The sequence below is a fragment of the Vibrio sp. Vb1026 genome (assembly GCF_033338745.1).
Taxonomy (GTDB): domain Bacteria; phylum Pseudomonadota; class Gammaproteobacteria; order Enterobacterales; family Vibrionaceae; genus Vibrio; species Vibrio alginolyticus.
The window spans coordinates 452,937-469,639 of the sequence record NZ_JAWOTH010000002.1; the positions used below are offsets into that span (position 1 = coordinate 452,937).

The following is a 16,703-nucleotide window of genomic DNA, read 5'->3' on the forward strand; positions in this document are numbered from 1 at the left end:
ATTAACGTCCCTCAATCGCTTTCGCTAAGCCATTAAATTTCATGTTGAGAAACGTCAGGCTAGTTTGAAAGTCCATGTTGTTTTGCGTGAATTTTGCTTGTTCAACACCAAGCTCTACGGTGTTGCCATTTTTGCTATTCTGGTAAGGCACCGAGTATTGGGCCTGAACCTGGAACTTTGGCACCGGTTTGTTCACACCACCTGCCGTTACTTGGTTCATTACGGTGGTGAAACTTAGGTCTTTCGCCAAATACCCAGGGGTGTCAACATTTGCTAGGTTACTGGCGAGGACTTTGGTACGCTGAACGCGAAAATTAAGTGCCTCTGGATGTACTCCTAAAGCATTTTCAAATGTGATCGCCATGCATCTTCCTTACAGTTGGCTCGAATACGCCAACATACAAACAAGATACGTGCCATAAAAAATAGCCATATATATCAATGATTTACAAACAAGGATGGAAGCCAAACTTCCGGTTCTCGGAAAGCATTAAAAACAAGAGGAAAGTGTCCACTTCCTCAACAATAATGCTGACGTTACTCGCTTTGACATCAGAACAAGCATTCGCCAACACCAATGACAAAACCCTAAGCGTTGAAGAGATAAGGTCCGTTGTAGCAACGGATTTCGAACAAGAGGTGGATCGCGTAGCGCTCTCCAATCAGTGGGGGAAGTACAAACTGGACTTCGACATGTGGGTACCCGGTTCAGCCAATCACTTGCCAGAATGTGAATCTCCTTTAGTTATCACAGGTCGTGACAACAACACGTTGCCAGTCGGTAACCTCAAGCGCTCAGTCAGCTGCGACAATATCGCATCACCATGGCGAATTAACGTTACGATAAAGTCTTCGCTGACTCTGCCTGTTTTGGTCGCGACAACCACGGTTGGCCGAAATGAAGTCGTAACGGCTAAACACATAAAGCTTGAAACCCGAACCATCTCTCGCCAAGACGATTTTTATACTCGCCCCGAGCAAGCAGTAGGCTTAGAAACCTCTCGTCGTTTGCGGGCTGGACAAGTGGTTAATCCATCCAATTTGTCGGCCCCACCTCTAATCGAGAAAGGCAATGAAGTCATAGTCATTGCGAGCAAAAATGGATTTAGTGCCAGCACAAAAGGAGTCGCCTTAGAAGATGGAGCGAAAGGGCAACAAATTGACGTGGAAAACCCAAGTTCGGGCAAGGTCATAAGAGCAGTCGTAACTGGATTAAACCAGGTTCATACTCAATTTTGATTTTTTGACTCGGGGTAACATTTTTTAATTTTGGCTCTCGTCAGTAACACTGAACTTCGAGTACAAAAAAAATATTTAATGTTTATCACATTCTAACCGCCTACTTAATTTAGAACATGATGATGAGGACCACAGCATGAAAATCGACAAAGTCGCGGGCGGTCATGTCCCACAAACAAAATTACAGCAAGCAAGCAAACAGCCTGTCGACGTCGTCGAACAGAGCAAAGTACACGAGCCTGCATTTCAAGCGAATACCGTAGCGATAGATCGCGCTCAAGCTGAAATGGCATCACTACCTGATGTTGATATGGAAAAAGTAGAACAAGTACGCAACGCATTAGCGCGTGGTGAACTTAGCCTAGATACAAAAGTGCTATCCAAGGCAATCATGCAGTTCCATACAGGTCACGAGTAATAAAACGCTAGGAAGACATCATGGCAAGCGCAGTATCGCAGCGAATTCAACAATTTGTTCGCTCTATATCTGAGGATATTAAGCTTTATCAACAACTACTTCCTTTGCTTCAGCAGCAAAAGGTATTGTACTTAAAGTTTGATGGAGAGGCACTGAACGACAATGTTCAAAAACAAATGCCGATACTCAATAAACTCAGCCGCTCCGCCAATGACAGAAGCCAGTGTATGCGAGCGCTGGGGTTAGCGTGTAATGACGCCAGCGTAAAACGAATTTTCAATGCTTTGCCTGCCCAAATAGGTATGCAAGCTAGAAAACAATGGGCGCTATTGGAAACGTTGGTAAGTCAGTGCCAACAATACAATCAGAGCAATGGCCACAGCTCTGCGGCGTTCCATGAGTTGGTCAGTCAACTCAAACAACCTGTGCAACACACTTATGAAGATAAATCGTTCTAAACGATGTTCGTCTTGCCTACAGATTCAGTCGCCATCTCGGCTGAGTACTGTAGGCCTTTTTATTTTTATTGCCTTTCTGTCCTACCTTCCATTCACATGCCAGGCAAAACCAAATGCTGTCGATATTCAAACGCAGTATCAAGTATTAGCCCCATACAAGCCACAAATTGCCAAGCGTCTCGATTCATCCAAGCCAGTAATTAACCACATTTTCAAACAGCTTCAAAACCACTCATTACCAAATAGCCTAGCCTTAGTGCCAATGTTAGAGTCTTCTTACAATCCCAAAGCCGTTTCTCACGCTAACGCCGCCGGACTTTGGCAATTGATACCAACCACAGCGAAACGATTCGGATTAACGATAAATACAAAACAAGACGATCGCTTTGACACAGAAGCCAGCACAACGGCCGCGCTCAAGTACCTGGCGTTTTTATACAACAAATTCGATCAAAATATGGCTCTCACTTTAGCTGCATACAATGCCGGAGAAGGACGTGTTGCACGTGCTATTCAGCGAGCAGGAAGTCGAGATTTCCAACAACTCACGCTGCCTAACGAGACTCGCCAATATGTCAGCCGCTTCTATGCATTGGAAAAGTTGATAGATATCGGTCAGTTACAATCCTCATCATTTCAACCTTTACTCTTATTTGCTCCAGACGCTCCTATGATTTCACAACCGCTGGTCGACTTTAGCCGACTGCCTCCGCTAGTTAATTTGTGATAAAAGCTACGACAGAGCTCAATGTCAGAGAAACGTAAAATTACAAGATCCTGTTCGGCGAATTTGAAAACTCGTGATCTCTATGCAAACGTGTGCAAAAAAGTTGAGGTAAGGTATCTCAAAGATAAGAAAGAGTAGTGGTTTACTAAAAAGCGCCCCAATTGCGCTTGGCAATTGGGTAGATATGCGTCACATTGCGTTTGCAAAAAACATGAAAACCAATGGTCAGACCTAATAATTATTTACACACTAAATGTAAAACAGCTATTGTTTTCATAGTTCGAAACAAATCTAACATATCAAGATGACGCTTCGCTTGCGCGTCTGGAATAAGTCCGGGTTCCGGGGGGGAGTCCGGACTTTTTTATTGCTCTAAAATCTTTGCCCACAATAGAGCCAACAGAAGCTAAGTCGTAATAATGCAAGCTAGCTGCTTATAGTAATTCTTTAGAAATCAACTGAAGTAAAAACGTTTCGCGCTCAATGCTCATGCCTTTTTTCGGGCTTTCTGCCATCGTTTTTTCATTGTGTGCAATTGCTTCGTGTATGTTCATCCATACCGGGCGCATTCCATTTTTAACTTCGTAATCTTCATACGCCGTTTCGCCTAGCTCACGTTCGATTTTACACGTATAACAATACGACACCATGTGCATCACGTCAGCGTCATCCTTGTACCACGGACGAAACTCCTCAAAGATTCCGAAAGGCTTAATACCATGTATATTTTGGGCGCCCGTTTCTTCCTCTAATTCACGGACTAATCCAGCAATGACATCTTCACCATCATCAATACCACCGCCTGGTAGCGTGTAGTCATGGTAACGTTCTGTATAGAGCAACAGCACATCTTCACCATCAAGTACAATGGCTCGCGCTGCATTGCGCTGAAAAACAATTTTGTCATCCAAATGCTCTATGTCTGGATGAACGGTCGATTTTAAATGTCTCATCGAAAATACCACGGTCAATGTTTTGTGCGCATATTACCGAATTTCACACTTTAAATCATTGTTGTAGGCCAGGTACGTTCGAGCGCTTGTCAGGAAGTGATTGATATGACCTTCACAACAATACGCCAAGAACAGAAGTGTGACGTGCTAATCAGCAATAAATGAGAATATCTAAATTCTTATACGTCCCTCTTACTTTTAACATCGATAAGACAATAATCTCTTAAAGTTGCCTATAATCAATACAATACTCGCCCACCCCATGCGGAGATAAAGAATGAAAAAGACAAATTTAATGATGGCTATGGCTGCAACATTGGTACTGGCTGGTTGTTCAACTTACGAGGGAGCAACCCGATCAACTGAGTATACCTCCGTTGCAAATCCCGCAGCCGTATACTGTGTTCAGCAAGGTGGTGAGCTGGATACCGTGTCGGAAAACGGCGAACGTGTCACTTACTGTGTGCTGTCGGACAATGAACGCGTCGAGCAATGGGAATACTATCGCGAGAATCACAAAGAAAATGAGGGTGACAACTACTAATTATTTTTGTCGATACGTCACCTTCCCTCTATCACTTAGGAGCCTTTGGGCTCCTTTTTTATTTGATTTATCAAAGCGTTCTTACGTTGTTTTTACATATCTCTGACTTTACCGCACATCGATCCTATATCGAACAGTGTTCTATTCTTGACATTCCCCTGACATAACTTTCCACTTGGACAATAAAATTCCAAACCAGATCACACTAATTCACATTTCTTCCACATTTTCTGGGACAGGTGAGCAAGATGAAAACACAAATAGTAAAAGAAGCCGAGTCAGCCCCAAGCAACGTTGTTACTGAAAAATCGAAGCGCATTATTTATAAATCGAGTTTAAACGCCTTGATGATTGTCGCTATAAGTATTCTCGTTAACCTTAGTCTTCGTCTTGATTATGTCGTGTTGGGATCAAGCCTTGGCGAGCTTTCCGTTACAGAAACGCTCCAGCTTGTGATGCTTGCTATTGCATCATGGTCGTTTTTCAGCTTATCGAAACAACAGCCTCAGCTAAAGCATGCGGCTATTTTGATTGCAGGATTTTTTGCAGTACTGATTATTCGCGAAACGGACTATTGGACAGACATGATTCATCATGGCTCTTGGGTTTTCCCTGCACTTGCTGTCACCGCACTGGCTTGCGCCAAAGCTTACCAAGGTGGTAAAGGTACCATGAACGAAATGGCGACCATTTTAACGGTGCCACATATGAAGCTATTAGTTGGTGCTGTAATGCTATTATTAGTCTTCTCTCGTTTGTATGGTATGGGCAGTTTTTGGCAACAAGTGATGGATGAAAATTACATCCGTGATGTTAAAAATATCTCAGAAGAAGGTATAGAACTGCTTTGCTACTGTTTGATCGCATTAAGCGCCGTCCGTACAAAACGCGAGCTTAATGAATAGACTCAGGATCAAAGCGACGGTTCAATGCAGTCAGTATCGGATGGAAGATACTTAATGCCTTTTCCGCAGCACCTACAGATTCATCCAAGGCCGTCATTTCGACGGCCTTTTTCATTTCTTCAATATCTTGCAAAGCCTCTTTATCAAGCGGGAAAGAGAGCAATTTGCGAATAGCATCTCTTGCGATCATCAGTGGCTTTTTTCGGACAATTGATAAATCTCGGAAAAATACGCCATGCTTGACCCCTTCTAAATAAACTCGGTAGGTTGTGAGTTCATCGAGTAGCAAGAATGTCTCCGCTATAAGCCCCTTATGTGGGTATGGCACGCTAATATGTTTGCTGATATCCAGTGGAATATTGAGTGTCACCCCCATGGATTCGCAATCGGATTTAAGTACTCGTAATAAGCCTTGCTCATCCATCAAATTCTGGATATCAATGATTCGTTCGAGGTGGTAGTCATTAGATAGCAAGATAACCTTAACCGGATGCCCCGACCATAACTCGAACAACCCACTTTTGCACAAAACTTGGGAAACATAACGCATGTTTTGAAACGTGTTCAACGACTCCGTTTCTAAGAGTATATGACGTTCAGGGAACGGATTCACAGAGTCTGCGTTTAGGGCTCTAAAATACGCGTACATCGCCTCTGCTTCAGAAACGCTTTGTCCTTGCGTTACTCCGCCACAAAAAACAATCACCGTCCGCTCTATCGGTAGTGATGCAGTCCTACAAGACAAAGCTTCGACTCTGGTTATGCCCTCAGAGGTCAACCTGTTATTGACGAGGCGTTTACCTAAAACGATGACGATGTTGTCTAACTTCATTTTAAAATCTCGCGCTTAGTTGGCAGTGTTACAAAAATCTTCTTTCACTCCCGACCCACAAGCTTTAACATCTAGTTAACAACACTGTTCTAGAGACCTTTATAAAGGTTCACTGTTAAAGGAAGTCAATTATGCTGTCGATTTTCGATATATTTAAAATTGGTGTCGGGCCATCCAGCTCCCATACTAATGGTCCTATGCTTGCCGGATTCCATTTCACTCAGCTAGTTAGCGACTCTATGGCGAAAGTGCATCGGGTGCAAGTGGACCTTTATGGCTCATTGTCACTGACAGGTCGAGGGCACCATACAGACCGAGCCACGGTCCTTGGTTTGATGGGAAATAAACCTGATACCATCAAAATGAGCAGTGCCAAAAGTGCGCTACAAAATACCATAGACAATAATACGCTCATGCTCGCCGGTACACACCAGATTGAGTTTAGCTACGACCATGACATCGTCTTTCATAGCGACAACCTTCCCTTGCATGAAAATGGCATGACGATTACGGCATTAGACGCTGCTGGAGATCAAGTAGCGTTTGAAATTTATTACTCCATTGGGGGCGGATTCATCGCCACCGCCGACGAACTAGAGAACGGCACGCAACAAGATGAAGTCGCAGTACCATTTCCGTTTACATCCGCAGATGAGATGCTAGAAAAAGCCGAGACGAACGGTTTCAGCTTGGGAGGCATGATCCTCCAAAACGAACTCGCCTTTCGCTCAGACGAAGAAATTAACCAAAGAGCAGAGCAAATTTGGAAAGTGATGTCGCTCTGCATGCAACGTGGCTTCGATACGGAAGGGATTTTGGAAGGTGGTCTAAATGTCACTCGTCGAGCACCAAACCTTTTGAAAAAGCTCGAAGCCAACGCTGCAGTTGAAAACGATCCGATGGAGATCATGGATTGGATCAATCTCTTCGCCTTTGCGGTTAGTGAAGAAAATGCAGCAGGAGGGCAAGTCGTTACTTCTCCAACGAATGGCGCAGCAGGGGTGATTCCGGCGGTATTGATGTACTACCATCGCTTCATCAAAGAGCTAGATGTTAAACAGCTAAAAGACTTTCTCGCAGTCGCCGGCGCTATCGGCATCTTATATAAAACTAACGCGTCAATTTCTGGTGCAGAAGTGGGGTGTCAGGGAGAAGTTGGGGTTTCTTCATCCATGGCTGCCGCTGGCTTAACAGCGCTAAGAGGGGGCAGTAACGAGCAGATTTGTATTGCTGCGGAAATTGCGATGGAGCATTCATTGGGTATGACTTGTGACCCGATTGGCGGCTTGGTTCAAGTACCTTGTATTGAAAGAAATGCCATGGGAGCAATGAAAGCGATTAATGCATCGCGTATGGCATTAAAGCGCACAAGTAAATGCTTAATTTCGTTAGATAAAGTTATCGAAACCATGTATCAGACTGGTAAAGATATGAATAAAAAATACCGTGAAACCTCTTTGGGGGGCTTAGCTGTCATTCATATGGCACCGCCATGCGAATAATGGCAAGTGGTCATTGCGCTTAGCTTCTCACCATACGCTTATCCGGTAATTGTGATCTGATGATATTACATATAGAAATGCCGCGTTCTTCGCGGCATTTTCTTAACAAGAAACTATTCGATTAATCACGTCGACCACGAAGTTCAATTTTTTGAGTTGCAGCATCCGAATGGATTGTTACACCGCCATAGGCCATTTCATTGCGACCCTTCAGCGTCAATTGAGAATCTGCACGCTCTACGTCAACCTGATTTTTCGTTGCCATCGTCATATCAATCGTGCCCGTGTATGACCCATCGCCAGCAAATGCTACGTTTGTTGAGCAAACCATCAAAACAAGTGCGATTAGTTTTTTCATACATCACCTCTATTATCGTTCTTACTTTCTTTCGGTGGAAAAACTGTAACAACAGAAACGCGCTCATACGAGGAAAGCCATTATTTACCAAATGGAAATCCAAGCTAATAAACTGATGTAACCAAGAATAACTTATCGTTACCTTCAATAAATCAGGGATAAGGCAGCGACTTAAATTGACCGAGCGTTGTCTTTTCTTAAGAAATTCAGCGATATGATTTGTCGACAAAAGCCAAGCGAGACAATGTATGAGCGTTAATCTGGATATTCAAAATATTTTGGTATTAAAACGGATGTATGAGTTACGTAACGTCCGGTTAGTCGCAGAATCACTCGGTAAAACGTCAGGAGCAATCAGCAAAAATCTGACAAAGATGAAAACTCAGCTCAATGATCCGCTATTCGTTCAGACCAAAAATGGCTTTGAACCAACAGCTTTTGTGGAAGCGAACATTGCGCATTTTGAGCAAATAATCAACAGCGTTGATTCCATCAAACCACAGCATTTTTCACCAGCTCATTTTGACGGTTCAATCACTATTTATGCCAACACATTGTTTTGGGAGTACTTCGGTGACAAGTTTTACTTGGAGTTACTAAAGCACGCCCCAAACGCAAAATTCTCATGTTTGCGCTGGGGTAGCGAAGCAAAAAAACGATTAATTGACGGTGAAAACGCCATTGCGATTCATTACTTTGATGAAGATCTGCCACAGTCAATTGTTCAGACCGAACTAGGGCGAGGAAAAGCGGTATTTTTTGTTCGAGAAGATCATCCCGCTCAAAACTCCCAAGAACTAGAAGAATACCCTTTTATACTTTTTAAAACACCGGGATGGAACGACTACCGATACCCTGTGTTGGAAAGGCTCAAACATATGGGTTTTAGAACCACACCTAAAGTGGAAATTGAGCATCCAGCGATGATTCAAAAAGTGCTTCTGCAAACGAATCATTTTGGCATAACGATGAGTGGACATGTTCCTAAGGGTTGCCGAAGTATCGCGCTTCCTGCTGGGCTAGAGCTTGATGTTCGCTACGTGATGAGCTGTCGTCGCTCTCAACAGCAAGCTCCGGTAAATCAGTGGTTATTAGATGTCATTAAGCATGTCGCTCAGTCCTAGACTGATGACTTGCTATTGCTAATAAGAGCCAAACCACACATGCGCTCTACTCACTCGCTGAACGAACATTAAAGACTCTGTATTAACCATTGAGCAAAGGTGTTTACGTGTGATTTTTCGGATGCTCGAACCATCATATAATGTGCACCAGAACTTGGCATATGCCAAGTTCCAACCTGGACTAATACACCCTGTTGCAGCTCATCCTCAACAAGAAAGTCTCTTACCAACAACACGCCAAGTTGATTAATCGCAGCATGAATAGCAAGCAATGAATGCTCAAACTCGGCGACGACTTTGCTCACCTTCCCTTGATAACCTTGGTGCGCAAGCCACTCTTGCCAAGATTCATGATAACCGCTAGTACAGATTTTAGGCGCTTTAGCTAACTGCGAGAGGTCATTTATCGGGGTTAAATGCATAAAGCCGGGGCTTGCGACAACAATCCAGTTTTCTTGGGTTAATCGTATGGCTTCTTGCTCTTGCCAATCTCCATCTCCGTTAATAATTTCGATATCCGCAATCGCACTGGCGTTTGGAACTGTATTAGCAGTTGTCGAGACTTTAAAGGAAATGTCTGGGAATTGTCGCTGAAAATCAGCCAATCTTGGCATTAACCACTGAGAGCAAAAGCTGTGAGCGACATGTAAGTTAACTTGCGTATTCTTGGGACGAGTAAATAAATGCTGCGTCGTGGTCGATAATGTTTGAAGCACATGGTTAACCACAGGCCAGTATTCTTTTGCTGAGCTGGTCAGCGTAAGATGCGTACCCTTGCGCTCGAATAATGTTGCATTTAACTGCAGTTCTAGCGATTTCACCTGCTGACTGACGGCCGCACGGGTCACATTTAGCTCCTCTGCGGCTTTAGTGAAGCTCTGTAATCGCGCCGTGGCTTCAAACGCTCGGAGCAAATTAAGCGGCGGTAAACTTTGCATAACACTCTCCCAAACACTTGGCAGCCATGGTATGAACTGGTGATGACAAATTGATGAAAGTGCTGAGTTTGTTAAGCGGGATCAAAAAAGCCAGCGTGATACACGCTGGCTTTTGGAACTTTATCTTAAGCAGGAATTATTCTGCTTTCTCAGTGGTTTGGTATTCAAACGCAGGGACAACTACTTCAACACGACGGTTCATTTGACGACCTTGACGTGTTTCGTTGCTTGCTACTGGGTTAGCTTCACCCATGCCTTTCACTGTCATACGCTCAGCCGCAATACCTTTTGCTTGGAACTCGTCAGCAACGGCTTTCGCACGTTTTTCTGTGAGTTGCTTGTTGTAAGCAGCAGAACCTGTCGTATCGCTGTAACCCGTGATCTCAACTTGAGCTTGTGGGTAAGTATTCATCAAATCAACGGTACCAGAAAGGTTCGACGCGTCTTTCACTTCTGCACTTTCTAAGTCGAATTGTACTGTCGCTGTTGTTTGAGCAGGGTAAACGTGATCTACAATGCGGGTTGCAGGACGTGCTTCTACCACCTCTTCAACGGCTTTTTCTTGAACGACTGGCTCAGAACCAAACTTGTAGTTGAAACCGATACCGAAGAAATCTGAATCCATGTCTTCAATTACATCATCAGACATATCTTGGTAGCGTTGGTATTCAGCACGTAGGCTCCAGTTGTAGTTGATTTGGTATTCAGCACCCAGAGAGCCAGTTGGTACGAAATCTTTCTCGTCACCAGCCATCATGTATGCAGCACCAACTTTCGCGAATAGATTCCAAGAATCCGTTAGTGGTAGGTTGAACTTAGGAGCTAGAGTTAGTGCCCATAGGTCACCGTCAACTGTGTTTAGGCCAGGCTTTTTGAAGTTTGCAGTGAAGTCACCAAGGTAATCAACACCATACTCTGCTGCAACGTACTTGTTGAAGCTGTAGCCTAAGTGCATAGATGCTGCAAAACTGTCGTCGTCACAAGGTTCGTTTAGGTAACACGCATCGTTTAGAGAGTTGTAACCTATTTTACCGCCCATGTAAGTGTCAGCAAGTGCAACGTTTGAGATCACACCACCAGCAAGTACAGTAGCCACTGCTATAGCGATTTTTTTCATTATTCTTTTCCTTTTTCTTGTACACAAAGCAACACATCGCGGCAGCATACTGCCGTAAAATATGAAGCCGTAACTTTCTCTTTTCTTCGAATAGAAATAGCTAAATAGCGTAGGAAAGAATCAAAAATGATATTCAAACGCCAATGACGTAAAACGGAAAAAGGTAACCTCAAGACCATCTATTCATGAGCTTCATCCGCATACCCAACCGAAAAATAAAGTTCGTTGCGTTGGTTTAGCCATAGTCAATTCGTTGCGGAGAATATCACAAAGAAGCCAACTTTCTGTGACGCAAATCACCATAAAAAGCCACTTTCTCAAATTTAAGAATCATCATTTAAGCTTGTGAATGGCAACAAATTTTTACAGGGGAGCGTGGATATGGAGAGCACAAAAAAACAGCTCATTTAAAATGAGCTGTTTTCGAAATAATGAAAAAGCGTTAACTCGTCGCGCTAAATTTTATCCGCTACGGTTAACGTTGCAGCTAATACATCTTGTCCAAACAAGACACTACGCTCAGGAGACCAACCGTAAAGTGGATCTGGGTGATTGTTGTTATCTTTAAATGGCATTTCGATTGTGTAAGACAAGCATTTGAACTGCTCTGCAACCCAATTTGAACCCACAGTCAAATTCGCTTTACCACGCTCATCTTTATCGTAACCAATCTCATCTTGGAACTCTGGCGTAATAGTCAATAACGCTTGCTTAAATGATGCCTCTAAAGCGGCAAGATTTTCATCGTAAGAAGGAATACCTTCTGAGCCAGCGACGAAGTTATACGGAATCGCTTCATCGCCATGGATATCTAAAAACATGTCAACACCCGTTTCCAGCATGCGCTGACGCACAAGGTAGACTTCTGGGCTCTTTTCCATTGATGGCGTTTGCCATTCACGATTTAGGTTTACACCTACTGCGTTGGTACGCAAGTGACCGCGAATACCACCGTCTGGGTTCATATTTGGTACGACGTAAAGCACCGCTTTTTCAAGCAATGCACGCGCAACCGTGTCGTTTTCATCTAACAGACGTTGGATCATACCTTCCATGAACCATTCCGCCATTGTCTCACCTGGGTGCTGACGTGCAATCATCCAGATTTTCTTTTTGCCTTCTTCTGGCTCACCGAAAGTAAGCAAGCTCATGTCATTGCCATCTAGCGTATGACCAAGCGTCTCTAGTTGGCAGTGGTGCGCGCTTTGTGCCATGTGTAACAAGTCTAAATGACGATCGTACGTGTATGGCGCAAAGTACGCGAAGTAAATTGAGCTGCGCTCAGGGATTACAGTGAAAGTCAGCGTGTCGCCATCGAACTCTGCCGGTAGTCGGAACCATTCTTCACGATCGTAAGACGCAACCACATCGTAACCTTGCCATCCTTCTGGATAAGCCGATTTAGCCAAATCAAGCAATTTGATGGTGTGTGATTGCTCGACTTCTGTCTCAAGACGGAAGTGGAACCACTGGTAGAATTCCGACATATTGTCGTTAGGAATTTTGAGTTGGATGTCGTTTTTGTCGTCCGCTTTCACTACGTGAATGCTGCCGCTATCGAAGTTGCTGAATACTTTCATTTTATGACTCACCTTTTAAATCTGAGCTTGAAAGACAGAGGCTAACACAAGGCTTCATCGCGCCCCAATGACTTTCACTGCAAACTGTCTCGTTTGTGGCTAAAGTCTTCAGTTTAGTCAAGCTTATCCGCTTTACCTGCTGGTCCTGCAAGTTTTGCTAGCCACTTATCCCAGATAAACGGCGTTTTCTCGTTATCTTCTGCTTCCTCTTTTCGACGTACCGCGTTGCGCACTATCATAGCCCCGGTCCAGCGAAGCGGTTCTGGTGGGAAACACCCCAACGGTCCTTTGGCTAAACCACTGTTCGTCCACTCGTTATCGATTCCCAATATCAATGAAGATAGGATCTTTCCGCCCATGCGAGTCTGCGCTACACCATTGCCTGAATAACCAAATCCGTAAAAGATATTGCTCTGTTTATCTAGATCGCCGAAAAAAGGGAAACCAGTAGCAGAACGATCAGAGCCCCCCGTCCATGAATAAGCAAACTCCTCGCCTCTCAAACGAGGAAACAACTTATCGAACGACTTACGCAGTAGACCTTGGTAGCGTGTTGGCTTGTTAAACATTGCGTCAACTTGGTTATTGAAAGAAAACTGATTGCCGCCTTTCCCCAACATCAAACGGCCATCTGGCGTATCTCGGTAATAGTGTACAAAAATACGAGAATCCAACACACTAGAACCTGCCTGCCAACCAGATTGAGGTAGTGCGTCACCAAGCGGCTTGGTGATCACCATGTCGGAAGAGACCACCACGATACTGTTTTTAAACTGTTTAAACTGCTCCACCATCCATGCGTTCAATGCCAACACCACCTGCTGCGCTTGAACATTTCCTTTAGGTGTACAGACAGTGGCAGGTTTTCCATAATCTAGACGCGTCATCGGCGTATTCTCATAGATTTCAACATCCAACTCCATTGCGACGCGTCTTAATCCTCTCGCCAATAAAGCAGGTTGAACGCTGGCTGCAACTGGAGAGTGAAAGCCTTCTATATTGCGCGGCGATCCCGCATTGGCACGCAGTTCCTCCACCGAGCAACGACGCCAACTGTTCACTTCTAATCGCTTTAACTCGTCCACAACTGGCTGCATTCCCCCAGTTTGAGCCTGATTGGTTGCAGTGTAATAAACCCCTTTCAACGATAATTGCGCATCGATGTTGTGCTGCTGACAAAAGTCGTCAATCTCTAGCACTGCTTGTTCCGACTCTTTTACCAACCAAGCAGCATGTTCTTCACCGAATAACCGTTTCAATGTCGGAAACTTTGTCGACCAAGTCAGCATACAACCGCCGTTTGCGCCCGATGCACCACTGCCACAAAGGCCTTTTTCAATCACGACTACCTTTTTTTCCGGAGATTGCTGCTTAATCATAATCGCGGTCCAAAGTCCGGTGTATCCGCCACCAACAATCGCAACGTCAGTATTAATGTTCTGCTGTAACGGTTGTGGCGTTTCTGGTTGCTCAGCTTCAATTGCCTGCTTGAACCAATATGAATGATGTGTCATCGGGTATCCTCGTTAGTGCGTTACATCCATTTCCGCAAACACTTTACAAACGATGATGACAATCAACGAGCAAGAAAATCTAACGCTGAGCGATAGAAAATGTTGCACTGAGAGTGTGCGAATTTTCGCTTCCAACAAAAACAAAATGGGGAGCTCGTGGCTCCCCAAAACAAACAGCAAAAATATTAGTGGTAAACAATTCGAGTCCGTCTTACTGGTTAATATTTACCGGTATCACGCATGCGGTACTCGTATTGAACATTGAGAATAGGCTGGTAAACAACTTGCCCGTCACTTTGCAAGAACTCATTTACCATGACTTTTGAGTCAGTGATAGAAAACGATTGGCGATCAACATACGTTGTAAGGCTCGTAAACTCATCACGGAGTTGTCCAGATGATTTATTTTGGTAGCTTTGGATCATGTCTCGGCCCATTTCATAAGCCGCTTGTTTGCTATCCATTACGTCGCCATGGATAGTTTCGGTATCGTTTGTCCAATGATAACCACCAGCAAGAGCCATAGAAGGTGCAGCAATCAGAGCAATCGTACTTGCTAAAGTTGTTAAGCGTTTCATAAACCTCTCCTTACTTACCTTTACATCGGGCCAAAATTGGCTCGATACTTATAAGGTACGTATAAAGACCTAAAACACGTCAAAACAATTTCAAATAATGTTCAATTTTCGTTCAACTTATTTCACATTAACTTAGCAACTCAACGTCATATTCAGCCGACATTCGCATTTTCTTCCTTTTGAACAATGGGTTTCAACCTGACATTTCCTTACCAAACCATACAATACCTAAGGTCAATTTTCTCTTAGAATTCCAGCAAAAGAACAGTGTTCAAAACCTTACAAAAACGTCGGACACAGCAAAAACCACCTCTTTTCAGTCGTGCTTTGCATTCCTCCTTTTCGGGTTCTTCGCTGCTCGTCCGTCGGTTCTTAATTGTCGCTATTGAGCACAAGTTAATCTGGAGTGAAAATGACCGCGAACAAATCTATTTTTTACCATAGCAAATCGATTTACTCAGATGATTATGCTGATGTCTACAAGCCAATTTGGACCTACAGAGCTAAGTTCATCTTACGTGCGCTTTATTACAAACGTGCATTTAAGCACCTTTCAAACAATATTGAATCGTCATTGTTAGAGTTGCTTTGTACACGTACGCATCGGTTTTTAGAGAAACCGTTTCGTCCGTATATCATCAAAAACAACTCAGCGTTCGATCGTTCTAACTTGGTAGTTGATCACTATAAAACTATTTCAGAACTGTTTTCTAAACAAACAATCGAAGAAATCTACACAGACTCGAAAGGCCTAACATTAGCCTCTTTTGAAATTGACGAAATACTGTACTCGGTGAGATTAGTATACGAAGCACGTTATCAAAAAGAAGGCGACATGAGCCTAGTGCTGCACAGCGCTGAAGATGGCAACTTCTACACGCTCTCTTTTACGCTAGGTCACATCGAATCTGGACGCAGCATTATGATTGGAGGCTTACAAGGACCGCGAAGCAGTGAAGAAAACAACGCGAAAATTAAAAAGCTAACTCGTAAGCTTTACGGACAGAGACCAAAAAGCTTGATGGTGAGCTTGCTCACTTTGCTCGCACAAATTTGGGAAGTAAATACGATTCTAGCGGTGAAAACGCAGTCCCATACTTACGCAGCTAAACGTTACAGCAAAGGGCGAATAAAAACGGATTACGATGCACTCTGGCAAGAATTGGGCGGCACCGAATACAATCGTCATTTTTACTCAATTGATGTAAATGCACCCCGTAGAGATATCGAAGGCATGTCGCGCTCTAAGCGTTCGATGTATCGTCGCCGTTATGAATGGCTAGACAACACCAAGGTCACTTTCGAACAAATATTAAAAGGCGAGCAAGCTAAAAGCTAAGGAGAAGCGTTCATGCGTTATTCATTCATTACTGCTTTAGTGTTGTCGGCTTTTTCTTTGTCAGCCAATGCAGAAACCAGTGAGCACATCATAGGTACAAACATTGGCTATGGCGATGTGAACTACGATGCTCCGACAAGCAAAGAATCAGGCGACATGTTCTTAGGTGAAATATATTACCGCTACATGCCAACACATAACTTTGGTATCGAAGCAGGTTATAAAGGCGCGTTTGACGGTATCGGCTCGATACTCGTGAGTCCGATTTCAGAAGTCACCGATACGAGCTTCTCCGGACCTCGCTTGAGTGGCTATGCTAGCTATCCTCTGGGTTCAGGTTTCGAACTGTACGGCAAGGCAGGTGTCACTCTCTACACTCTCGAATACACTTATAGAGTGAACGGTCAGAGCAAGAACATCGAACACTCAAGTGTCGGAGGGGAAGCCGCTGGCGGTATCGGCTGGAGCTATAAACACTTTGGTTTGAATGCAGAATATGTGTACTCAAAAAACAGCGATTTTGACTCTAGCGGCGTGATGTTTGGTGCGCAACTGCGTTTTTAAACAAGGCTTACAA

19 protein-coding genes are annotated in these 16,703 nt (G+C 43.9%); 10 read left to right on the forward strand and 9 right to left on the reverse strand.

The window, feature by feature from the left end:
* Position 1: 1 nt before the first annotated feature.
* The gene (gene flgB / locus R7E47_RS05950) at positions 2-364 is read right to left on the reverse strand and encodes a flagellar basal body rod protein FlgB (RefSeq protein WP_005374013.1); all 363 of its coding nucleotides are present in this window, start codon (positions 362-364) and stop codon (positions 2-4) included.
* A 77-nt stretch (positions 365-441) separates the two neighbouring features.
* Between flgB and flgA the strand changes: the two genes are divergently transcribed.
* The 4 genes from flgA (at position 442) to R7E47_RS05970 (ending at position 2,842) form a co-directional block, all read left to right on the forward strand.
* Entirely contained in the window at positions 442-1,239 is a 798-nt protein-coding gene (flgA, locus tag R7E47_RS05955) for a flagellar basal body P-ring formation chaperone FlgA (RefSeq protein ID WP_005384406.1), read from the forward strand.
* A 136-nt stretch (positions 1,240-1,375) separates the two neighbouring features.
* Entirely contained in the window at positions 1,376-1,657 is a 282-nt protein-coding gene (flgM, locus tag R7E47_RS05960; RefSeq protein WP_005374016.1) for a flagellar biosynthesis anti-sigma factor FlgM, read from the forward strand.
* A gap of 20 nt (positions 1,658-1,677) precedes the next feature.
* Positions 1,678-2,115 (forward strand): flagellar export chaperone FlgN, encoded by a 438-nt coding sequence (gene flgN / locus R7E47_RS05965; RefSeq protein WP_005374018.1) that lies wholly within the window; start codon positions 1,678-1,680, stop codon positions 2,113-2,115.
* Positions 2,096-2,842: a lytic transglycosylase domain-containing protein gene (locus tag R7E47_RS05970; protein ID WP_054579235.1), complete on the forward strand. Its 747-nt coding sequence runs from the start codon at positions 2,096-2,098 to the stop codon at positions 2,840-2,842. The genes flgN and R7E47_RS05970 overlap by 20 nt, the downstream gene beginning before the upstream one ends.
* Positions 2,843-3,276: 434 nt before the next feature.
* On the opposite strand, the gene R7E47_RS05975 is transcribed toward R7E47_RS05970, so the two are convergent.
* Positions 3,277-3,795, reverse strand: coding sequence for an NUDIX hydrolase (locus R7E47_RS05975; RefSeq protein ID WP_005374021.1), 519 nt, complete (start codon positions 3,793-3,795; stop codon positions 3,277-3,279).
* Between the two features lie 277 nt (positions 3,796-4,072).
* Between R7E47_RS05975 and R7E47_RS05980 the strand changes: the two genes are divergently transcribed.
* Entirely contained in the window at positions 4,073-4,339 is a 267-nt protein-coding gene (locus tag R7E47_RS05980) for a DUF333 domain-containing protein (RefSeq protein WP_005374023.1), read from the forward strand.
* 248 nt (positions 4,340-4,587) lie between these two features.
* Entirely contained in the window at positions 4,588-5,244 is a 657-nt protein-coding gene (locus tag R7E47_RS05985) for a hypothetical protein (RefSeq protein ID WP_005374025.1), read from the forward strand.
* Here R7E47_RS05985 and R7E47_RS05990 read toward each other — a convergent pair.
* A complete protein-coding gene (locus tag R7E47_RS05990) occupies positions 5,234-6,076 on the reverse strand; it encodes a YdcF family protein (RefSeq protein WP_213971508.1) in 843 nt (280 codons plus the stop codon). The genes R7E47_RS05985 and R7E47_RS05990 overlap by 11 nt on opposite strands.
* Before the next feature lie 131 nt (positions 6,077-6,207).
* Between R7E47_RS05990 and R7E47_RS05995 the strand changes: the two genes are divergently transcribed.
* A complete protein-coding gene (locus R7E47_RS05995; protein ID WP_017819764.1) occupies positions 6,208-7,578 on the forward strand; it encodes an L-serine ammonia-lyase in 1,371 nt (456 codons plus the stop codon).
* A 121-nt stretch (positions 7,579-7,699) separates the two neighbouring features.
* Here the strand turns inward: R7E47_RS05995 and R7E47_RS06000 are convergent, their stop codons facing one another.
* A complete protein-coding gene (locus R7E47_RS06000) occupies positions 7,700-7,936 on the reverse strand; it encodes a hypothetical protein (RefSeq protein WP_005374030.1) in 237 nt (78 codons plus the stop codon).
* Between the two features lie 248 nt (positions 7,937-8,184).
* Between R7E47_RS06000 and R7E47_RS06005 the strand changes: the two genes are divergently transcribed.
* Positions 8,185-9,060 carry a LysR family transcriptional regulator gene (locus tag R7E47_RS06005; RefSeq protein ID WP_318083971.1) on the forward strand — a complete coding sequence of 292 codons (876 nt, stop codon included), beginning with the start codon at positions 8,185-8,187 and terminating at the stop codon, positions 9,058-9,060.
* 68 nt (positions 9,061-9,128) lie between these two features.
* Here R7E47_RS06005 and R7E47_RS06010 read toward each other — a convergent pair whose 3' ends face one another.
* The 5 genes from R7E47_RS06010 to R7E47_RS06030 all read right to left on the reverse strand — a co-directional run bounded on the left by R7E47_RS06010 (position 9,129) and on the right by R7E47_RS06030 (position 14,787).
* A complete protein-coding gene (locus R7E47_RS06010) occupies positions 9,129-9,998 on the reverse strand; it encodes a LysR substrate-binding domain-containing protein (RefSeq protein WP_318083972.1) in 870 nt (289 codons plus the stop codon).
* A 136-nt stretch (positions 9,999-10,134) separates the two neighbouring features.
* Complete coding sequence (locus R7E47_RS06015; RefSeq protein WP_065275126.1) at positions 10,135-11,115, reverse strand: OmpA family protein; 981 nt, start codon at positions 11,113-11,115, stop codon at positions 10,135-10,137.
* A 455-nt stretch (positions 11,116-11,570) separates the two neighbouring features.
* Positions 11,571-12,695 (reverse strand): M14-type cytosolic carboxypeptidase, encoded by a 1,125-nt coding sequence (locus R7E47_RS06020; protein ID WP_115386472.1) that lies wholly within the window; start codon positions 12,693-12,695, stop codon positions 11,571-11,573.
* A gap of 113 nt (positions 12,696-12,808) precedes the next feature.
* Positions 12,809-14,209 (reverse strand): FAD-dependent oxidoreductase, encoded by a 1,401-nt coding sequence (locus R7E47_RS06025; protein WP_115386471.1) that lies wholly within the window; start codon positions 14,207-14,209, stop codon positions 12,809-12,811.
* A gap of 218 nt (positions 14,210-14,427) precedes the next feature.
* A complete protein-coding gene (locus tag R7E47_RS06030; protein ID WP_064369428.1) occupies positions 14,428-14,787 on the reverse strand; it encodes a DUF3316 domain-containing protein in 360 nt (119 codons plus the stop codon).
* A 412-nt stretch (positions 14,788-15,199) separates the two neighbouring features.
* Here R7E47_RS06030 and R7E47_RS06035 point away from each other — a divergent pair, with 412 nt between their 5' ends.
* Positions 15,200-16,126, forward strand: a complete 927-nt coding sequence (locus tag R7E47_RS06035) for a VirK/YbjX family protein (RefSeq protein ID WP_181881307.1) — start codon at positions 15,200-15,202, stop codon at positions 16,124-16,126.
* A gap of 12 nt (positions 16,127-16,138) precedes the next feature.
* Positions 16,139-16,690, forward strand: a complete 552-nt coding sequence (locus tag R7E47_RS06040) for an outer membrane beta-barrel protein (protein ID WP_085569210.1) — start codon at positions 16,139-16,141, stop codon at positions 16,688-16,690.
* The last annotated feature ends 13 nt before the right edge of the window (positions 16,691-16,703 follow it).